20 protein-coding genes and 1 tRNA gene are annotated in these 16809 nt (G+C 64.1%); 15 read left to right on the forward strand and 6 right to left on the reverse strand.

Annotated elements, in window-relative coordinates; translation table 11 throughout:
* Positions 1-60: 60 nt before the first annotated feature.
* Positions 61-453 (forward strand): DUF2846 domain-containing protein, encoded by a 393-nt coding sequence (locus CAG11_RS22845; RefSeq protein WP_158091440.1) that lies wholly within the window; start codon positions 61-63, stop codon positions 451-453.
* 213 nt (positions 454-666) lie between these two features.
* Here the strand turns inward: CAG11_RS22845 and CAG11_RS22850 are convergent, their stop codons facing one another.
* The 3 genes from CAG11_RS22850 to CAG11_RS34380 form a co-directional block, all read right to left on the reverse strand.
* Positions 667-1260 (reverse strand): DUF4291 domain-containing protein, encoded by a 594-nt coding sequence (locus CAG11_RS22850; protein WP_085598070.1) that lies wholly within the window; start codon positions 1258-1260, stop codon positions 667-669.
* Between the two features lie 113 nt (positions 1261-1373).
* The gene (locus CAG11_RS22855) at positions 1374-1835 is read right to left on the reverse strand and encodes a hypothetical protein (protein WP_022643471.1); all 462 of its coding nucleotides are present in this window, start codon (positions 1833-1835) and stop codon (positions 1374-1376) included.
* Positions 1836-1840: 5 nt separating this feature from the next.
* Positions 1841-3067, reverse strand: a complete 1227-nt coding sequence (locus CAG11_RS34380; RefSeq protein ID WP_085598071.1) for a PAAR domain-containing protein — start codon at positions 3065-3067, stop codon at positions 1841-1843.
* Between the two features lie 442 nt (positions 3068-3509).
* Between CAG11_RS34380 and CAG11_RS22865 the strand changes: the two genes are divergently transcribed.
* The 5 genes from CAG11_RS22865 to CAG11_RS22885 all read left to right on the forward strand — a co-directional run bounded on the left by CAG11_RS22865 (position 3510) and on the right by CAG11_RS22885 (position 7480).
* Entirely contained in the window at positions 3510-4070 is a 561-nt protein-coding gene (locus CAG11_RS22865) for a YbhB/YbcL family Raf kinase inhibitor-like protein (RefSeq protein ID WP_053132885.1), read from the forward strand.
* 89 nt (positions 4071-4159) lie between these two features.
* The gene (locus tag CAG11_RS22870; RefSeq protein ID WP_085598072.1) at positions 4160-5908 is read left to right on the forward strand and encodes a VWA domain-containing protein; all 1749 of its coding nucleotides are present in this window, start codon (positions 4160-4162) and stop codon (positions 5906-5908) included.
* A 37-nt stretch (positions 5909-5945) separates the two neighbouring features.
* Entirely contained in the window at positions 5946-6527 is a 582-nt protein-coding gene (locus tag CAG11_RS22875) for an RNA polymerase sigma factor (RefSeq protein WP_085598073.1), read from the forward strand.
* On the forward strand, positions 6524-7225 hold the full coding sequence (locus CAG11_RS22880; protein WP_085598074.1) for a hypothetical protein: 702 nt from the start codon (positions 6524-6526) through the stop codon (positions 7223-7225). The genes CAG11_RS22875 and CAG11_RS22880 overlap by 4 nt, the downstream gene beginning before the upstream one ends.
* A 72-nt stretch (positions 7226-7297) precedes the next feature.
* Complete coding sequence (locus tag CAG11_RS22885; RefSeq protein ID WP_085598075.1) at positions 7298-7480, forward strand: hypothetical protein; 183 nt, start codon at positions 7298-7300, stop codon at positions 7478-7480.
* Positions 7481-7498: 18 nt separating this feature from the next.
* Here the strand turns inward: CAG11_RS22885 and CAG11_RS22890 are convergent, their stop codons facing one another.
* The 3 genes from CAG11_RS22890 to CAG11_RS22900 form a co-directional block, all read right to left on the reverse strand.
* The gene (locus tag CAG11_RS22890; protein WP_085598076.1) at positions 7499-7963 is read right to left on the reverse strand and encodes a hypothetical protein; all 465 of its coding nucleotides are present in this window, start codon (positions 7961-7963) and stop codon (positions 7499-7501) included.
* Complete coding sequence (locus tag CAG11_RS22895; protein ID WP_085598077.1) at positions 7947-8798, reverse strand: hypothetical protein; 852 nt, start codon at positions 8796-8798, stop codon at positions 7947-7949. Before CAG11_RS22895 ends, CAG11_RS22890 begins: the two co-directional genes overlap by 17 nt.
* 144 nt (positions 8799-8942) lie before the next feature.
* Positions 8943-9019 (reverse strand) — tRNA-Arg (locus tag CAG11_RS22900).
* A gap of 187 nt (positions 9020-9206) precedes the next feature.
* Here CAG11_RS22900 and CAG11_RS22905 point away from each other — a divergent pair.
* From CAG11_RS22905 to CAG11_RS22945, 9 genes are all read left to right on the forward strand, one after another.
* Positions 9207-9749, forward strand: a complete 543-nt coding sequence (locus CAG11_RS22905; RefSeq protein ID WP_256578696.1) for an RNA polymerase sigma factor — start codon at positions 9207-9209, stop codon at positions 9747-9749.
* A 118-nt stretch (positions 9750-9867) separates the two neighbouring features.
* Entirely contained in the window at positions 9868-10095 is a 228-nt protein-coding gene (locus tag CAG11_RS22910; protein WP_031321382.1) for a RebB family R body protein, read from the forward strand.
* 24 nt (positions 10096-10119) lie between these two features.
* Positions 10120-10752 (forward strand): hypothetical protein, encoded by a 633-nt coding sequence (locus CAG11_RS22915; protein WP_085598078.1) that lies wholly within the window; start codon positions 10120-10122, stop codon positions 10750-10752.
* A 139-nt stretch (positions 10753-10891) separates the two neighbouring features.
* A complete protein-coding gene (locus CAG11_RS22920) occupies positions 10892-11389 on the forward strand; it encodes a hypothetical protein (RefSeq protein ID WP_085598079.1) in 498 nt (165 codons plus the stop codon).
* Positions 11390-11489: 100 nt separating this feature from the next.
* The gene (locus CAG11_RS22925; RefSeq protein WP_022643485.1) at positions 11490-11804 is read left to right on the forward strand and encodes a RebB family R body protein; all 315 of its coding nucleotides are present in this window, start codon (positions 11490-11492) and stop codon (positions 11802-11804) included.
* Between the two features lie 55 nt (positions 11805-11859).
* Complete coding sequence (locus CAG11_RS22930; protein WP_085598080.1) at positions 11860-12174, forward strand: RebB family R body protein; 315 nt, start codon at positions 11860-11862, stop codon at positions 12172-12174.
* A gap of 372 nt (positions 12175-12546) precedes the next feature.
* Positions 12547-13989, forward strand: coding sequence for an NADP-dependent succinate-semialdehyde dehydrogenase (gene gabD, locus CAG11_RS22935; protein WP_085598081.1), 1443 nt, complete (start codon positions 12547-12549; stop codon positions 13987-13989).
* 176 nt (positions 13990-14165) lie between these two features.
* The gene (gabT, locus tag CAG11_RS22940) at positions 14166-15446 is read left to right on the forward strand and encodes a 4-aminobutyrate--2-oxoglutarate transaminase (protein ID WP_085598082.1); all 1281 of its coding nucleotides are present in this window, start codon (positions 14166-14168) and stop codon (positions 15444-15446) included.
* A 137-nt stretch (positions 15447-15583) separates the two neighbouring features.
* Positions 15584-16798, forward strand: coding sequence for a response regulator (locus CAG11_RS22945; protein WP_085598083.1), 1215 nt, complete (start codon positions 15584-15586; stop codon positions 16796-16798).
* Positions 16799-16809 lie beyond the last annotated feature (11 nt).

Below are 16809 nucleotides of genomic sequence, written 5' to 3' on the forward strand. Positions count from 1 at the left end.
GGCATGTTTCTCTTGGTCATACTGCTTTATGGCTGTGCCTCAGCCCCATCAATTGAGAAGATGCAAGCCGAAGTCGCTCAGTACTCACCACCCAAACCTGCAGTTGCTGATAAAGGGTTGGTATACGTCGTTCGTCCCAGCAATCTGGGAATGATGGTGCGTTTCAATGTCTTCCTGGATGACAAGGAAGCCGACTCTGAAATGGGCTACAACCGTGGTAACCAATACATCTATTTTTACGTCACCCCAGGTCAGCACGTTATTAGCTCCAAGGCTGAAAACTGGGCAGACATGCCTGTGATGGTGAAAGCAGGCGAAGTTATCTACCTGAAACAAGAAGTTGAAGTTGGCGTGGTAATGGCTCGCAATAGCTTGAAGGTGTTAAGCGATGTGGAGGGCCGTTATCTAGTCAAAGATGCAAGCCTGGGCACTATTGCTAAAGAGAGCAAATAAGCCTTTTATTGGTATCGCGATCAATTGCGATGAAATAGGGCGACTTTCAAGTCGCCCTTTTGGCTTGCTGGAGCACCTGCTCCAGCAATCTTGATGAGATTTCCAATTCACCTGCTTGATGATGAAAACAGAAAGCTGGTCAATCCGATTGTTGATGCCTCAGGCAGGAATCCCACCAGTGGCGGCTATGCTGAAGATGGCGCGCCAGGCGGTTTACGCAGCAGGGCCCGCCATGGGGTATTCGCGTTCCTGGGGTAGCAGGCGCCGCGCCTCTTCCAGGTCGCCAGCCAGCACCCGCTCATGGATGCGATGCGCCAGCGGCGTGACGTCGCTGATGCGCTGGATCCACTGGTTCACGTACAAGCCCACCGCTTCCTGGCCAAGGCCGATCTGGATGGCCCGGTGTTCCTGGGGCCGCAGGTGCAGGTCGCGCTCCGGGTCCCACTGGATGCGCACCGGCGACTGGTCTTTCAACTGCAACCATTGCTCTTTGCTCAGCCCCTCCTCGGCATGGCTCGGGCAGCTGTGGGCCAGGGCCCATTCGAAGCCTTCGCGGCTGATGTCGATGGCCAGGATGCGGCTCTGCCCAGCGTCTTTGAAGCCCCAGCCGGCGCGATACATCATCCAGAGGAAGGAGGGCTTTATCCAGGTCATGCGCTCCATCTTGAACGGTGGCGAGACGAAGGTGCCATGGGCCAGCGCCGCATCGGCAATGCTTGCCGAGTAGGCCTGGTAGACGCGCAGGGTGCAGGCGTCGTAGACCGCCCGGATCTGGCGCAGGGGGATGTTGTCGGCCGTTGCAGGCATGGTGTTTCCTTGTGAAAACGGACGGCTGAGTGGCCGCCCGTGATGCGCCTGGTGCGCTGCGCCATGCACTGTTGCGCGGCATTTGTGTGCTGGTGCAGCAGGCGCAAGGGTATTCAGCGGGAATGCTGTACCGAAAGAATGTCGCCGGTCGCCGCGTCGATATCCACCCTGAACATCGCCTGGTCGCGTTGCCGGCTGAACATGCAGGTGAAGACGCTGGGCGAATCCTGCGGGAACTGTTCGAACCAGCTGTAGACCCCGGTTTCGAGTTGGCCATCGATCAGCAACTGGTCGGTAATCCGGATCTGTTGCTGGCGGTCGCCGGAGACCACGTAGAGGGTCGCGGCTATGCCCGTGTCGTCATCGTTCCACAGGATGGCGAGGTGTTGCCGATCCGGTACCACGATCGCCAGCAGGCCGCGGCTGTTGACCACGCTAAGGAGCTGTTCCTGCCAGCGCCAGCGTGCCTCGACGACCAGGCAAGGAGACCACCCGAGGGCGATCATCCGGTCCACCGTCATGTTTTCGTCGATGACCTTGCCGTCTTCCCGGATGCGTTCGAAATCACTGATCACTATTTTCACTCCACAGGCAGCACTTCAGGCGTGCCGACTATTTTCAGAAACCTCTCGTCGAGGAACTCCACTTGCTTCACCCCGCCCTTGTAGTTCTCCAGCGGACCGGTGATGCCACTGTGAATCTTTTGCGGGGCGGTGGTTTCGACGGTGATCACATGGGACACATCTGTCTTGAACCGATCGAGGATCACCAGTTTATCCCGGGCATAGGCCTGGTTGGGAATCGCATCGGGGGTGGCGAAGCCGCCGAAGGCCTTTTTGCCCTGCATGATGGCTTCGGCCTGGCCCTTGGCGACCACCATCTGGTATTGCGTTCCCGGTGGCACTATCTCGGTCTTGACCTGGGTTCCTTCCAGCCACGCTGGCAAGTCGCCCTTTTCGATCATCACCTTGTTGACCTCCGCGGCCGTGCGCACTTCCAGTACCTGCGACTGGTTGGCCAGGCGCGCGGCGTTGCGTTCCGCGCTCATCTTGGCCATTTTCGGCCCGGCGCCGAGCAGTGCCAGGCCGGCGATGCCCTGCAGCAGGTCACGGTAGCCCGGGCCGAGCCGGTCACCGATCTGTCCGAGCAATTCCATGCCGCCATAGATTGCAGCCCCCACCGCCACGGTGGTCAACAGGGCTGCCACGCCGGCCATGGCCGCCAGCACCAGGGCTCCTGCGGCAGCGACCAGGCCCAATGCCTCCAGGCCGGTATGCAGCCAACCCTCGATATCCAGCACGAACTCCACCCGCAGCGTCGGGCCGCCGATGAATGTGTTCTGGCTACCGGACTTGATGTGCGCCCCGCAGGTCATCTTGCTGGTCAGGCGCGCCGCCGGCTTGCCGTTGATGTACACGGTGGCGCTGCCTTCGGCGATGGTGACCGGGAACGGCCAGGGCGGATGCCCCAGGGGAAAGCCGCTACAGGAGCTCGATACATCCTCACCGGCCCGCATGGCGTTGCGCAGGTTGACGAAGACGTTGGGGCTGCCTCTTATGAGCTCGCCGGTGGTTGGCTCGGGCAAATCGAAGATGGTCGACAGGCCTTTCACCAGCTGGAACATCGACAGGCCGCCAGCGGCGACCGAGCCCGCCAGGATCACCACCGCCAGGCCGCCCGTTGCGGCAGTTGCCGCGACGATGGCTGCACCGATGAGAGCCCCGGCGACCGCGCCGGCGATCATCGCCGCAACTCCGAATCCATGGGCGATTTCATCGCCAAACCGCGCTGCGGCCTGTACATCCATGCTGAGACTCCGCCCTGGGTGCGCCAAGCACCTTTTTGAGCTACTGATTGTCGTGAACGGCGGATTATCGAAGAGCGGCCCGGGGGGCAGCAAGTCCTGGAAGTTACCCGGCATTCGCCAATGCCCCACACCGTCACACCGGCCAGGGCTCGCCGGGTGGGCAAGGCGTGCCAGCGAGCCAATGTCACAAGCCGCAGCAGGGGATGGCGGAAGATTCACGCCAATGATGAAACCCTGTTCGAAGAGCCCTCAGCACCTGATTGCTGGCTTGAACTCAGTGTTCTGAGTGGTCGTGGCTGGAAAATTCCACTTTTTTTAATTTACAACCACCCCTGCGCTCAAGCTCAATCTCCCACCGCGCCTTGCGTGAAGGGGCGCATTCATTCAAGCCGGCTATAGTCTGGTGCTCACCCCGTTTCCATCCGCAAAAAGGTGCTTTCGTATGTCTCGCTTTGCCTCCCGCAATACTTGGCTGGCCGCTGGTGCCGTGCTGTTGTGCCTGCAACTTCCCGTGCAGGCCCAGGAGCGTTTCACCCTGAATGTGCCCGGGGTGTCGGATGACCGGCTGTTCACCACCGGCAATGCCAGTGATGCCAAGGGCTGTGGCGGGCATAACAACTCCCCGGCGCTGAGCTGGACCGCAGGCCCCGCCGGGACCTTGAGCTACGCCATCGTCATGCATGACCCGGATGGCGCCAAGGGCCAGGGTGTCGATCACTGGGTGCACTACGGCCTCAAGGCCAGCACCCGGCAGCTCCCGGCCGGCGCCGGCACCAAGCCGAACCTGGAAGGCCTGGCGGGTATCAACAGCCGCAACAGCACCACCTACATGGGGCCGTGCCCGCCGGTGGGCGACAGCGCCCATCACTACATCATCCAGATCTTCGCCCTGGACATTTCGCCCGAGGCCTTGCCTGCCGGGCTGACCCGTGCCCAGCTGCTGGAGAAGATCAACGGCCATGTACTGCGCAATAGCAGCGTGGTGCGCCGCTACTCGCGCTGACGAATTTTTTTCCGGGGGCTTAACCCGAATCGCCAAGGCGCTTCGTCTGAAGGGGGGAATGGATCATTTCTTCCCCGAGGTCAGCCCCCATGTTCCTTCCTCTGCATTTCCTTCGCCCGGCCACCCAGGGTTTCGCCATCGCTGGCCTGCTGCTGGCGATTGCCGGTTGCGGCGTGTCGTCCAAGCCTGATGCCACTGCGGAGGCTGCGGCCCAGGGCACCCTGCAGGCGGCGCCTGAGGCCCAGTACGAGATGCCGCGTGCCGATAGGTCGCTGGCCAAGCGCGGCTTGCGCCCGGTATCGATGATCGCGCCCATGCCGGCGCCGGCGGAGTACCGCGAGTCATTCCAGGCCTACCGGGACGAGCCGCGCGAGCAGTACCAGGCCCTGCCGGACAACCCGATCCACAGCGTGGCCGAGGCCCCGGTGTCGACCTTCAGCGTCGACGTGGACACCGGCGCCTACGCCAATGTCCGCCGCTTGCTCAACCAGGGCAGCCTGCCGCCCGAAGGCGCGGTGCGCCTGGAGGAAATGGTCAACTACTTTCCCTACGACTACGTCTTGCCCAGCGATGGCTCGCCCTTCGGCGTGACCACCGAGCTGGCGCCCACGCCGTGGAACCCCCATACCCGTTTGCTGCGCATCGGCATCAAGGCTTCGGATCGCGCGGTGGCCCAGTTGGTCCCGGCCAACCTGGTGTTCCTGGTGGATGTCTCCGGCTCCATGGACCGTCGCGAAGGCCTGCCCCTGGTCAAGAGCACCCTCAAGCTGCTGGTGGACCAACTGCGCGACCAGGACCGGGTATCGCTGGTGGTCTATGCCGGGGAGTCGCGGGTGGTGCTCGAGCCCACCTCCGGTCGCGACAAGGCCAAGATCCGCAACGCCATCGACCAGCTCACCGCCGGAGGTTCCACCGCTGGCGCCTCGGGTATCGAGATGGCCTACCAGATGGCCCAGCAGGGCTTCATCGACAAGGGCATCAACCGCATCCTGCTGGCCACCGACGGCGACTTCAACGTCGGGGTCAGCGACTTCGACAGCCTCAAGGCCATGGCGGTCGAGAAGCGCAAGAGCGGCGTGTCCCTCACCACCCTGGGTTTTGGCGTGGATAACTACAACGAGCACCTGATGGAGCAGCTGGCCGACGCCGGCGATGGCAACTACGCCTATATCGACAATCTGCGAGAGGCGCGCAAGGTGCTGGTGGACCAGCTCAGCTCGACCCTGGCGGTAGTGGCCAAGGACGTGAAGCTGCAAGTGGAATTCAACCCGGCCCAGGTCAGCGAATATCGCCTGCTGGGCTATGAGAACCGGGCGCTCAAGCGCGAAGACTTCAGCAACGACAAGGTCGATGCCGGGGAAATCGGCTCGGGGCATACCGTCACGGCGTTGTATGAAGTTGTCCCGGTGGGCGAGAAGGGCTGGCTGGAGCCGCTGCGTTACGGCCAGGCCAAGACTTCCGCCGCCAGTGGCAAGGCCGATGAGCTGGCCATGCTGCGGGTGCGCTACAAGGCGCCGGAAGGGGGTAGCAGCCGGTTGATCGAGCGGCCGATCAGCACCCAGCAGCCGACGGAGTTGGCCAAGGCCAGCCCCGACCTGCGGTTTGCCGCCGCCGTGGCGGCGTTCTCCCAGCAGCTCAAGGACGGTCGCTATACCGCGGATTTCAGCCTGGCCGACACCGCCAAATTGGCCCGGGGCGCCAAGGGCGATGACCCCTACGGGTTGCGTGGTGAGTTCGTACAGCTGGTGGAGCTGGCGCAAAGCCTGCAAACTCAAGCCCCCAAAGATCGGGCGGCCGATGCGCTGGGCCAGCATGCCGTGCAAAGCCGCCTTGAGTAGAGCCATGACGAGCAGTGAACAGGAGTTCCAGCGCCCTATGTCTGCTCCCCATCCGTCCCCCGACGCCAGCAGCGACGAAGCGCTGCTGGCGCGTTATCGTGCTGGCGAAGGTGCGGCCTTCGAACTGCTGTACCAGCGCCATCGCCAGGGCCTGTACCGTTTCCTGCTCGGTTTGTCCGGCAAGGCGGAGCTGGCCGAAGAGGTCTACCAGGAAACCTGGCTCAGCCTGATCCGCAGCACCAGCGGGCCATCGGGCCGGGCCAGCTTCCGCACCTGGCTGTACCAGATTGCCCGCAATCGGTTGATCGACCACTGGCGCAAGCACGGTGTGCGCAACCCACTGCACGACAGCTATGACGAACAACTGCATGCCGAGGCTGACGAAACCCCAGGGCCCGAGCAGCAATTGAGCCTGTGCCGCGACCGGCAGCGCATCGAGGCGGCCCTGCAAGACCTGCCCGAAGACCAGCGTGAAGTGTTCCTGCTGCGGGCCCACGGCGAGCTGGAATTGCCGCAGATCGCCAGCCTGACCCATGCACCGTTGGAGACGGTGAAGAGCCGTTTTCGTTATGCACTGAAAAAACTGCGTCGGCTCCTGGCCGAGGAGGTACTCACATGACTGACGCCCGACAGACCCCATCCGCCGAGGAGCAGATGCTGGCCCATGTGCGCGAGCACAGCGCCATGGAACCGCCCGCCCATCTCGACGCCCTGATCCTGGCTGCTGCCCGCCGCGAGGCTCCCGCTCCCCGTCCCGGGTGGTGGCAGCGCTGGCTGCAGGCCTGCCAGCGCCCGCGTTACCAGGTGGCCTTTGCCAGCTTGTTCGGCGTGGCCTTGATCATTGGTATGGTGCAGCGCACTCCGGAGCAGTACCCGACCCAGGTTTTCGCCCCGGCGCGAGCCCCAGCCCCGATGCCTGCGGCAGCCAAGGCCAGGCCCCGGACCATGGAACAGGCCGAGATGGCCCCGGTACCAGCCCCGGAACCGGCACCGGCCGAGGCATCCGGTGCCCTGAGCGCTCCCGCCCCGGCGGCGCCCACCAGCAGCTTCGCGATGGCACCGCACATGGACCGGCTCGAGGAACGGCTCGCGCAATCGGACGTCCCCACCGAGGCCCAGGCATCGCACCTGGCCAAGCGCATGGCCGCGACGCTCGGCCCGAGCCCCATCGAGCGGCTGGACCCGGTCCTGAAGGAGGTGTTGCGCCTGTGGGACGGCGGCCATAACCGAGAGGCGGCCGAGCTGTTGCTCAAGCTCTATGCCGCCTACCCGGACGAGGACCTGGACGGCCGCTTGCACGCCTTGCGTCGGCGGTGAGGCACAAGGATTGGCCCTCAAGGCGGAAAACGCGCACTATCGTGGCCGTTTCCAGAACTTGAGAGGCCGTCCATGGCACCTCGCATCGACCGCATTGCGGCAATGTTGAACTGCCCGATCAAGGGCGCGCAGATCCGTCAGGCCATCAAGGAGAGTCGCAAGGACTTCGACCTTGAACAGACCGAAGAGGGCGATGCCGAAGCGCTGGCGCCGCAGGCCGAGGCAGACCTGCCGAAGGCCGACGAGGCTGAATGAGCCCGGCGGCCTGAATCTTCAGGCGTAAGGCGTGGCGGGCAGGTCGAGGAACTCGGCGCAGGCGCCATCCGCGCTCATGCGCCGGGCCCGCTCCGGCAGCAGCCGATGGTGGTTTTCCACTTGCCAGCGATACCAGCTCAGGCGTTGGACGATCCGCCGCTTGCAGGCCGGCGGCAGCTGCCCCAGCAGGTCGGCGCTGCCAGGCGCCAGGCGGGCTCGGGTCGAGTAGTAGTTGAACAGGTTTTCCCGCAGGCCGAAGCAGTCTTCCAGGGTTTGCTCGATGCTGTAGGCATACAGCTCGAAGCTGGCACTGAGCTGCTGCGCGCCGTCGGCGTTGTCGCGCAGGTAGCTGAAGATTCCCGGCCAGTTGATGCAGTACAGGTGCTCGTCCCAATCGCCGTCCCGGGTCAGGTACTGGCCCTGGCCACGAAAGAACAGCAGTACTTCCTCACGCTCCAGCGCCTCTTCAAAGTTGCTTTTCATCTTGTGTTCCCTTGACCTGGGCAATGCTCACAGACAGCGCCACGCATTCGATCACGCTGTCGAAGCCGATCTCCAGGCGCACGTAGCAACCGGGGTTCAAGCGCGTGAGCTGGGCACGCATGGGCCCATCGAAGCGTGTGCCGCTCATGGCCAGTTCGCTGATGCCCTGGATCTCCAGCACCAAGCTGCAATGGCTCGGCCCTGGCGGGCTGTTCCAGCTGGCGGGCAGGAGCAGGCGGGGCAACTCCCCGGACAGGGCCAGGCGCAGTCGTTCGCCATGGAACTGTGGGCCGGGCGTCTGCAGCTCGTAGGGCGTGGCGGCGAGGCCGAACAACGCTTTCCAGGCCTCGGGGTTATCGACGCTGAACAGCCAGTCGCGGCTGCCGCGATCCCGTTCGGCAATCTCCTGGCATTGCTTGAGCGAGGGCAGGTCCGCACGGACCAGGTCGTCGTGCCACAGCTCGCGGGCAGCACGCAGCAGGCGTTGGAAAAAGTCGCGGCTATCGATCACTCGCTCCGGCCAGCCGCTGGGCCACTGCGAGTCCTCGTAGTCGTCCTCGGGCGGCTCCCAGACCTGCCCGAAGTCGTAGTGCGCATCCGCCACGGCCGCTTGCAGCGCCAGGACCCGCTGCTGCCGATGGCGGAAGCTCTCGCGCACATCGTCCCGCGCCAGGCAGTAGCGACGAATCAGCTGTTCACGGTCGTCTGGGTCATTGGGGTCATAGCGGCTCAACTCGGCATCCAGCGCCTCGGGCATGCGGTAGCCGGTGAAACAGGCGATCCAGCGCTGCAAGGTCGGTTGGTACGGTTGGTCGAGCAAGGGGTGGCGCAGCATCGGGACCTCCTGTCCTGGGGGCGAGGAATGTAGCAAGTTGCCCTCCGCCTGGGCAGGCCTGGGTGGCCAGGCCGTTGTCGTCCGGTCTTGGCCGGGCCAACAAAAAAGCCCCGGGCCATGGGCCTGGGGCTTTCTCGTTGAAGCTGGCGCACTCGGCGGGATTCGAACCCACGACCCCTGCCTTCGGAGGGCAGTACTCTATCCAGCTGAGCTACGAGTGCAGTGCGGGCGACATCATACCTATGTCCACCCGGGGCGTCCACGCTGGTTTTCATGCGCGTGTGGTTGTCGGTCGCGATCCCCGGAAACCCCGGGGCTAGCGGTAGTTTTTCCCGCTGAACCGATCCTCTGCCCCGGCGCACCCTGCAGCCATGTCCGTGCGATCACGGGGCACAGGGAGGTGCGGGGATGAACTGTTCCATGCAAGGAGAGCTGTCGGCGGCGTTGGCGGACCATCTGTTCGAGTCCAGTTGGCGGGCGGTGCTGCCCGGCTTGCAGCGCCGCGCCCGGCAGCTGGCACGAGGCAATGCCGATGGTGCCCAGGAGTGGCTGGCAGCCACGGCGATCAAGGCCTTGCTGTTCTTTCGCCGGTCGCCGGAGCGGATCCGCGACCCCCAGGGTTTCCTGTTCCTGGTCCTGGAACATGTGTTTCTCGACAGCTGCCGGCGGCGGACTCGGGAACAGCGGTTGTTCGTCGACCTGGGCGATGTCGAGCAAGACCCCTTGCAGCAACTGGAAGCCCCGCAGATCTCGGTGCTCGAGCATGTGGAACTGCAAGAAACCCTGGCCCAGCTCAGCCGACGTGTGGCGCAGTTGCCCCTCAAGAAGCGCAGGCTGTTTGAACTAAAGTTCATCGAGGATCTGCCCTACCCGCACATCGCCGCCGAGCTGGGTATCAACCAGCCCCTGGTCCGCAAGCATGTGCAATTGCTGCGCGAGCAGCTGCGCTGAAGCTCGACGAGGATTCACAACTGGCGCGCCGGAGCGTTTTCTTTCAGTGAGCCTGTTTTCGACGCTGTAGCCGGCGCCGCCGCCCCTGCGGTGGGCCATTCCATCTAAGGAGAGATGTATGCCAGATCCAATGGTCAACTCGCAGATCACCGATGCCGTCACCCAGACCAACGTCAAGGTGGTGGCCGAGGCGCCCGCCCAGTCCATTGCCTCGCTGTACCAGGTGGCCAGCCATTCCGCGGGCTTGTCGTTGCAGAACGCGGTCAACAGCCAGCAGGCGCTGAACCAGATCTCCAATGCGGTGGTGTCCAAGGCCGTGGCCCTGATCATGGCGATCGGCGAGTAGGGCTGATGGCCCGGGAGAAGCGTCATGGCTTGGTTCAAGAAGAAAACCCCTCGCACGGTTGAAGTCGGTGCAAAACCCGAGCCCGTGATAACGCTGGAGCCGGGCCCGGAAAAGGCGCCCGACCCGGTGCCTACGCCTGAACCGGCACCGCAAGTGCCGCCGTCCACGGGCGGCGACAAAGTCTCGATCATGGGGATGTTGAACGATCAGTTGCTCAAGAAGGCCAACAACCCGGACACCGGCGACACCTCGGCCTTGAACAGCCAGATCGTGCAGGCGGTGCAGTTCACCAATGCGCAGGCCTTCAGCTATGCCCCGGCGCAGATCGCCGTGCCTCCGGACATGATGATCAGCCAGGCGGCCGGCCTGGTGGCGCAGTCGGCCGCCGGTTATTTCGATGGGGTCAGCAAGCTGGCCCTGGCGGCCCAGGCGGTGCTGATCAAGCAGATGACCGAAAACATCGTCAAGGAAAACGTCACGGGGGCCGCCGAGGATGCATTGGGCGTGCTGGCCACCGACTTGATGGTGGGGGCTGCGGCGGCAGTGGCTGCTGCGGCCGGGGCCATGGAAGCCGATGCTGCGGCCGGGGCCATCGACAAGATCGACGCCAGCATCGCCAAGTACGCCGACACCCTGGCCAACCGTTCGGCATCCTGAACACCGCTCCCCGGGCGTGCAAGGCGTCCGGGGAGGTTGTACTCGGGGCCCGCGTGGGCTCTTTTTTCATCCCGGGCGCTGAAGCCCGATCAAGCCGACTACCAAGGCTTCAGCGCCATTCATCGACAAGGAGCATGAGATGGCGATTGAAGACCTAAATGCGTTGGAAACGATCCAGCGTTTTGCCGAAGCCTACCTGAATCGCCCGCTGACCCAGGTCGAAAGCCAGGTGCTCGATGCGTTCATCCGCGACAAGCCCCTGGACTTTTCCCAGAACGCCCAGCAGAGCGTCGAGCAGGCCCGCAAGCAGGCCATGGAGCTGATCCGCTCCGACAGCCAGCGCACCCGCAGCATTCTCGAGCAGGTGACCAGCCCCAGGGCCAACGACAGGGCCGACCCCCAGGCCCGGGAGTTGGTGCTCTCGCAGTTGCTCGCGGCCATCGCGGCCCAGGGCCAGGCGGCGCCACCTGCGCCTGCAGGCCCAGCGGACGATCCGGCGCTCAAGGCGATGCTCAGCGCCATGGTGCAGGCTGAGGTCAAGAGCGTGATCGAGAAGCAGATGGCCGAGCTCTCGCGGCAGGTCGAGCAAGCGCTCAAGCAGCTCAATGCCTCCGGCGGCAAGCCAGGGGGGCGTTGACGGCGGATCACCGATACCCGGCCCCGTTCACAGTCCCCTGGGTGCCACGTTCACTCAATGACACGGAATGCTCCGTGTGCCAAACAAAGGAAGTTGAGCCATGCCACTCGTAAATGAACAAATCACCGATGCCGTCACCCAGACCAACGTCAAAGTCGTCGCCGAAGCGCCGGCCATGGCGATGGGCACCATCTACCAATCCATGGCCCAGGCCACCGCGATCCTGTTCCAGAACTCGGTCTCGGCGCAGCAGCAGCAAAACACCCTGGCGCAGGCCGCGACCAACCAGGGCGTGATGCAGATCTACAGCGTCGACACCACCGCCGGTGCCGCGGCTACCGAGAAGGTCGCCCAGGGTGGGGTTGCCGACAATCTCACCAGCCTGCTGACGGTGCTCAAGTCCTTCCAGTCTTGAGGGCCTGACGGCTTAGCCCCGAATTGATTCTTCTTGCTGAAAAAATGGAGTTTTTATGAGCACAGTTAGTCCGCAAATCACCGATGCCGTGACCCAGAGCAACGTCAAGGTCGTCGCCGAGGCCCCGGCTGTTTCCATGGGTACTGTCTACCAGTCCATGGGCCAGTCCGTGGCCATCCTGTTCCAGAACTCGGTCTCGGCACAGCAGCAGCAAAACACCCTGGCGCAGGCCGCGACCAACCAGGGCGTGATGCAGATCTACACCGTCGATACCACCGCCGGTGCGGCAACCGCCGAGAAAGTCGCCCAGGGCGGTGTGGTCGACAACCTCGCCAGCCTGTTGACCGTGCTCAAGTCGCTCAACAGCTGATCGTCCCCCTGGCAACATGCCAGCGCCCCCGCTGTCTTCCGGCAGCGGGGGCGTTGTCTTTAGGGCGTGACGTTGATCCGAAAGTTTTCGCCTTGGGGACGTTTACGTTCTTTTTTTCGAACGGCCTATTGTCCTTTTACCCCCTTTGCTCCTAGGATTCGTTTGAGATTTCAAACGCTCTTGCCTGGGTGACCAAGCGCACGTCTATCCTTGTGTGCGACATTTTTCATGCTTCGACCCAGTGAACGATTTTCCTGACGGCAGCTTTGCCTCGGATCGTTGAATGCGCTGCCGCGCTCAATGGCCGACAAGGCGCCTTTTTTACAATCACAATTTGCCCCGCGTATGCGCGGTGCTGTTAAGGAAGCCGACATGCAGCTCAAAGACGCCCAGTTGTTCCGCCAACAAGCCTATATCGATGGTGCTTGGGTGGATGCGGACAGCGGCCAGACGATCAAGGTCAACAACCCAGCCACCGGTGAAATCCTCGGCACCGTGCCGAAGATGGGCGCCGTCGAAACCCGCCGCGCCATCGAGGCCGCCGACAAGGCCCTGCCGGCCTGGCGTGCCCTGACCGCCAAGGAGCGCGCCACCAAGCTGCGCCGCTGGTATGAGCTGCTGATCGAGAACCAGGACGACCTCGGTCGCCTGATGACCCTGGAGCAAGGCAAGCCACTGGCCGAGGCCAAGGGCGAGATCGTCTACGCGGCGTCCTTCATCGAGTGGTTCGCCGAAGAAGCCAAGCGCATCTACGGCGATGTGATCCCCGGCCACCAGCCCGACAAGCGCCTGATCGTGATCAAGCAGCCGATCGGCGTGACCGCGGCCATTACCCCGTGGAACTTCCCGGCGGCGATGATCACCCGCAAAGCCGGCCCGGCCCTGGCCGCCGGTTGCACCATGGTGATCAAGCCTGCGTCGCAAACTCCGTTCTCGGCCCTGGCCCTGGTCGAGCTGGCCCACCGTGCCGGCATCCCGAAAGGCGTGCTGAGCGTGGTCACCGGCAGTGCCGGCGACATCGGCGGCGAGCTGACCAGCAACCCGATCGTGCGCAAGCTGTCGTTCACCGGCTCCACCGAGATCGGTCGCCAACTGATGGCCGAATGCGCCAACGACATCAAGAAGGTGTCCCTGGAACTGGGCGGCAACGCGCCGTTCATCGTGTTCGACGACGCCGACCTGGATAAGGCGGTCGAGGGCGCGATCATTTCCAAGTACCGCAACAACGGCCAGACCTGCGTCTGCGCCAACCGCCTGTACATCCAGGATTCGGTCTACGACGCCTTCGCCGAGAAGCTCAAGGCCGCCGTGGCCAAGCTGAAGATCGGCAACGGCCTGGAAGAGGGCACCACCACCGGCCCGCTGATCGATGAAAAAGCCGTGGCCAAGGTCCAGGAACACATCAAGGATGCCCTGGACAAGGGCGCCACCCTGCTGGCCGGCGGCAAGCCCATGGAAGGCAACTTCTTCGAGCCGACCATCCTGGTCAACGTGCCCAAGGGCGCGGCCGTGGCCAAGGAAGAAACCTTCGGCCCGCTGGCGCCGCTGTTCCGCTTCAAGGACGAGGCCGAAGTCATCGCCATGTCCAACGACACCGAATTCGGCCTGGCCTCCTACTTCTATGCCCGCGACCTGGGTCGCGTGTTCCGTGTGGCCGAGGCCCTGGAATACGGCATGGTCGGGGTCAACACCGGCCTGATCTCCAACGAAGTGGCGCCGTTCGGCGGCATCAAGGCTTCGGGCCTGGGTCGCGAAGGTTCCAAGTACGGGATCGAGGATTATCTGGAAATCAAATACCTCTGCCTGGGTATCTGATCCGGTTTCAAGCGCGCAGGGCACGAGAGCGCTGTCCCCGCGCGCAGTTTTAAAACCGCACTATTCAAGGTGGCCCGGGACCACGGCGGCAGTCGATCATCGCATGCTGCCGCCGTCGCCTCCCCGCCCCGCAACCCTTGAACCGCACCGCGGCCGCCGCGGTGAATGAGGACACTATGAGCAAGACCAACGCATCCCTGATGAAACGCCGTGAAGCCGCCGTACCGCGTGGCGTGGGCCAGATCCACCCGATCTTCGCCGACAGCGCGAAGAACGCCAGCGTCACTGACGTCGAAGGCCGCGAGTTCATCGATTTCGCCGGCGGTATCGCCGTGCTCAATACCGGTCACGTACACCCGAAAGTCATCGCCGCGGTGACCGAGCAACTGAACAAGCTGACCCACACCTGCTTCCAGGTCCTGGCCTACGAGCCCTACGTTGAGCTGTGCGAGAAAATCAACGCCAAGGTGCCAGGCGATTTCGCCAAGAAAACCCTGCTGGTGACCACCGGCTCCGAAGCCGTCGAGAACGCCGTGAAGATCGCCCGCGCCAGCACTGGCCGCGCCGGCGTGATTGCCTTCACCGGCGCCTACCACGGCCGCACCATGATGACCTTGGGCCTGACCGGCAAGGTCGTGCCGTACTCGGCCGGCATGGGCCTGATGCCAGGCGGCATCTTCCGTGCGCTGTACCCCAACGAACTGCACGGCGTGAGCATCGACGATTCCATCGCCAGCATCGAGCGCATCTTCAAGAACGACGCCGAGCCTCGTGACATTGCCGCGATCATCATCGAGCCAGTGCAGGGCGAAGGCGGCTTCTACGTCGCGCCGAAGGAATTCATGAAGCGCCTGCGCGCCCTGTGCGACCAGCACGGCATCCTGTTGATCGCCGACGAAGTGCAGACCGGCGCTGGCCGTACCGGCACCTTCTTCGCCATGGAGCAGATGGGCGTCGCCGCTGACCTGACCACCTTCGCCAAGTCCATCGCCGGTGGTTTCCCGCTGGCTGGCGTATGCGGCAAGGCCGAGTACATGGACGCCATCGCCCCAGGTGGCCTGGGCGGCACCTACGCCGGTAGCCCGATCGCCTGCGCCGCGGCCCTGGCCGTGATGGAAGTGTTCGAGCAAGAGCACCTGCTGGATCGCTGCAAGGCTGTGGGCGAGCGCCTGGTGACCGGCCTCAAGGCTATCCAGGCCAAGCACCCGGCAGTGATCGGTGAAGTCCGTGCCCTGGGCGCGATGATCGCGGTCGAGCTGTTCGAGAACGGCGACAGCCACAAGCCGAACGCCGCCGCCGTGGCGCAGGTTGTGGCCAAGGCCCGTGACAAGGGCCTGATCCTGCTGTCCTGCGGCACCTACGGTAACGTCCTGCGGGTGCTGGTGCCGCTGACCGCGCCGGACGCGCAACTGGACAAGGGCCTGGCCATCATCGAAGAGTGCTTCGCTGAGCTTTGATGCCCGCCTGGGCTGATCGATAAAAAACCCGCTTCGGCGGGTTTTTTTCATTCCACGGTGGTCTATAGGCGGATTTGCGCTGTATGGAAGCCTGCGCATTGACTAAGGTGCAAGGGATTGCCTAGGGAGCGTGCCGCATGACCGCTGTTGATCTACCCGCTGTACCTCGCGTGCTGATCGCCGAGGCCGATCCCTGGTCCCGCGACCTGCTCGAGCAAGTGCTGCTTAACGTGCGTTGCGATGCTCGCCTGGATCTGTGCGCCGACGGCCAGGAAGCCATGGACCTGCTCAACGCCAAGCCCTACGACCTGGTCATCGCCGACTGGGAGCTGCCAGGCATCGACGGCCTCTCGCTGCTGCGTGCGATGCGCCAGCGCAAGCGCAATCCGCCGCAGCCGTTCATCCTGCTCAGCGTGCGCAGCGACAGCGCCAGCGTGCGTGAGGCCCTGCCCCTGGCCCCTACCGCGTACCTGACCAAGCCCCTGAACATGGAAGGCCTGACCCAGCGCCTGCAAGGCTTGCTGCTGGACGCTGGCCAGGAGGTCTCCTGCGAGATCCCGAGCCTGACGCCCGGCACGACCTTGTACAGCTTTCTCGAACACCGCCGCGAACTGGCCGACGGTGCGCCCCTGCTGACCGACGTGCAACTGGCGGTCAAGCGCAGCCTGCACCCCGAGGGGCTGGACCTGCGGCTGCTGGAGGACGAAATCCGCACCGACCCGCAAGTCACCGCCGTGCTGATCGCCGCTGCCAATAGTGCTGCCCAGCACCATGGCGACGGCGTGCAGACCCTGTCCCAGGCCCTGCACCGGCTCGGTACCGGGCAGAGCATGAACCTGATCCTCGGCCTGACCCTCAAGCGCAGCGCCCGCCTCAGCGACCCGGTCCTGGCCGACTATGCCGAGCGCTATTGGGGGCTATCGCTGCACGCCGCCGAGTACGGCCGGACCCTGGCCCGCCTGCTGGACCTGGACCAGGAGCGTTGCTACTGCGCCGGCTTGCTGCACCGCCTGGGCGACCTGGCGCTGCTGCGTTGCCTGCAAGAGTGGAAGCAGGCCGGCGGCGAGCTGGACGACCAGGAAGAGATCGGCGATGCCCTGGAGCGCTATGGCGCGGCCTACGGCTCGGCCCTGCGTACCCGCTGGCGCATGCCCCTGGAGCTGCGCGAGCTGATCGCCGCGGTCTACCAGCTCGGGGGTGGGGTCTACTCCCGCGAAGCCCTGGCGATGAACCTGGCGGGTCAGCTGGCGCACCTGACGCCCACCGAGGGCGTCGAGGAAGTGGCCCAGGGCAAGACCGCGCGGTTGCTGAAGATCGGCCTGCCGGAGCTGAGTCGCCTGCGCAAGGGTTGAGTGACCGCTGC

Source organism: Pseudomonas sp. B6(2017), from assembly GCF_002112765.1.
Lineage (GTDB): Bacteria > Pseudomonadota > Gammaproteobacteria > Pseudomonadales > Pseudomonadaceae > Aquipseudomonas > Aquipseudomonas piscis.

Excerpts from the sequence above, each read along its gene's own strand:
- gabD (WP_085598081.1), top strand. The coding sequence starts at position 12,547 with ATGCAGCTCAAAGACGCCCAGTTGTTCCGCCAACAAGCCTATATCGAT.
- CAG11_RS22865 (WP_053132885.1), top strand. The coding sequence starts at position 3,510 with ATGTCTCGCTTTGCCTCCCGCAATACTTGGCTGGCCGCTGGTGCCGTG.
- CAG11_RS22925 (WP_022643485.1), top strand. The coding sequence starts at position 11,490 with ATGCCACTCGTAAATGAACAAATCACCGATGCCGTCACCCAGACCAAC.
- CAG11_RS22850 (WP_085598070.1), bottom strand. The coding sequence starts at position 1,260 with ATGCCTGCAACGGCCGACAACATCCCCCTGCGCCAGATCCGGGCGGTC.
- CAG11_RS22905 (WP_256578696.1), top strand. The coding sequence starts at position 9,207 with ATGAACTGTTCCATGCAAGGAGAGCTGTCGGCGGCGTTGGCGGACCAT.
- CAG11_RS22845 (WP_158091440.1), top strand. The coding sequence starts at position 61 with ATGCAAGCCGAAGTCGCTCAGTACTCACCACCCAAACCTGCAGTTGCT.
- CAG11_RS22880 (WP_085598074.1), top strand. The coding sequence starts at position 6,524 with ATGACTGACGCCCGACAGACCCCATCCGCCGAGGAGCAGATGCTGGCC.
- CAG11_RS22945 (WP_085598083.1), top strand. The coding sequence starts at position 15,584 with ATGACCGCTGTTGATCTACCCGCTGTACCTCGCGTGCTGATCGCCGAG.
- CAG11_RS22870 (WP_085598072.1), top strand. The coding sequence starts at position 4,160 with ATGTTCCTTCCTCTGCATTTCCTTCGCCCGGCCACCCAGGGTTTCGCC.
- CAG11_RS22885 (WP_085598075.1), top strand. The coding sequence starts at position 7,298 with ATGGCACCTCGCATCGACCGCATTGCGGCAATGTTGAACTGCCCGATC.
- CAG11_RS22910 (WP_031321382.1), top strand. The coding sequence starts at position 9,868 with ATGCCAGATCCAATGGTCAACTCGCAGATCACCGATGCCGTCACCCAG.
- CAG11_RS22875 (WP_085598073.1), top strand. The coding sequence starts at position 5,946 with ATGTCTGCTCCCCATCCGTCCCCCGACGCCAGCAGCGACGAAGCGCTG.
- gabT (WP_085598082.1), top strand. The coding sequence starts at position 14,166 with ATGAGCAAGACCAACGCATCCCTGATGAAACGCCGTGAAGCCGCCGTA.
- CAG11_RS34380 (WP_085598071.1), bottom strand. The coding sequence starts at position 3,067 with ATGGATGTACAGGCCGCAGCGCGGTTTGGCGATGAAATCGCCCATGGA.
- CAG11_RS22930 (WP_085598080.1), top strand. The coding sequence starts at position 11,860 with ATGAGCACAGTTAGTCCGCAAATCACCGATGCCGTGACCCAGAGCAAC.
- CAG11_RS22915 (WP_085598078.1), top strand. The coding sequence starts at position 10,120 with ATGGCTTGGTTCAAGAAGAAAACCCCTCGCACGGTTGAAGTCGGTGCA.
- CAG11_RS22890 (WP_085598076.1), bottom strand. The coding sequence starts at position 7,963 with ATGAAAAGCAACTTTGAAGAGGCGCTGGAGCGTGAGGAAGTACTGCTG.
- CAG11_RS22895 (WP_085598077.1), bottom strand. The coding sequence starts at position 8,798 with ATGCTGCGCCACCCCTTGCTCGACCAACCGTACCAACCGACCTTGCAG.
- CAG11_RS22920 (WP_085598079.1), top strand. The coding sequence starts at position 10,892 with ATGGCGATTGAAGACCTAAATGCGTTGGAAACGATCCAGCGTTTTGCC.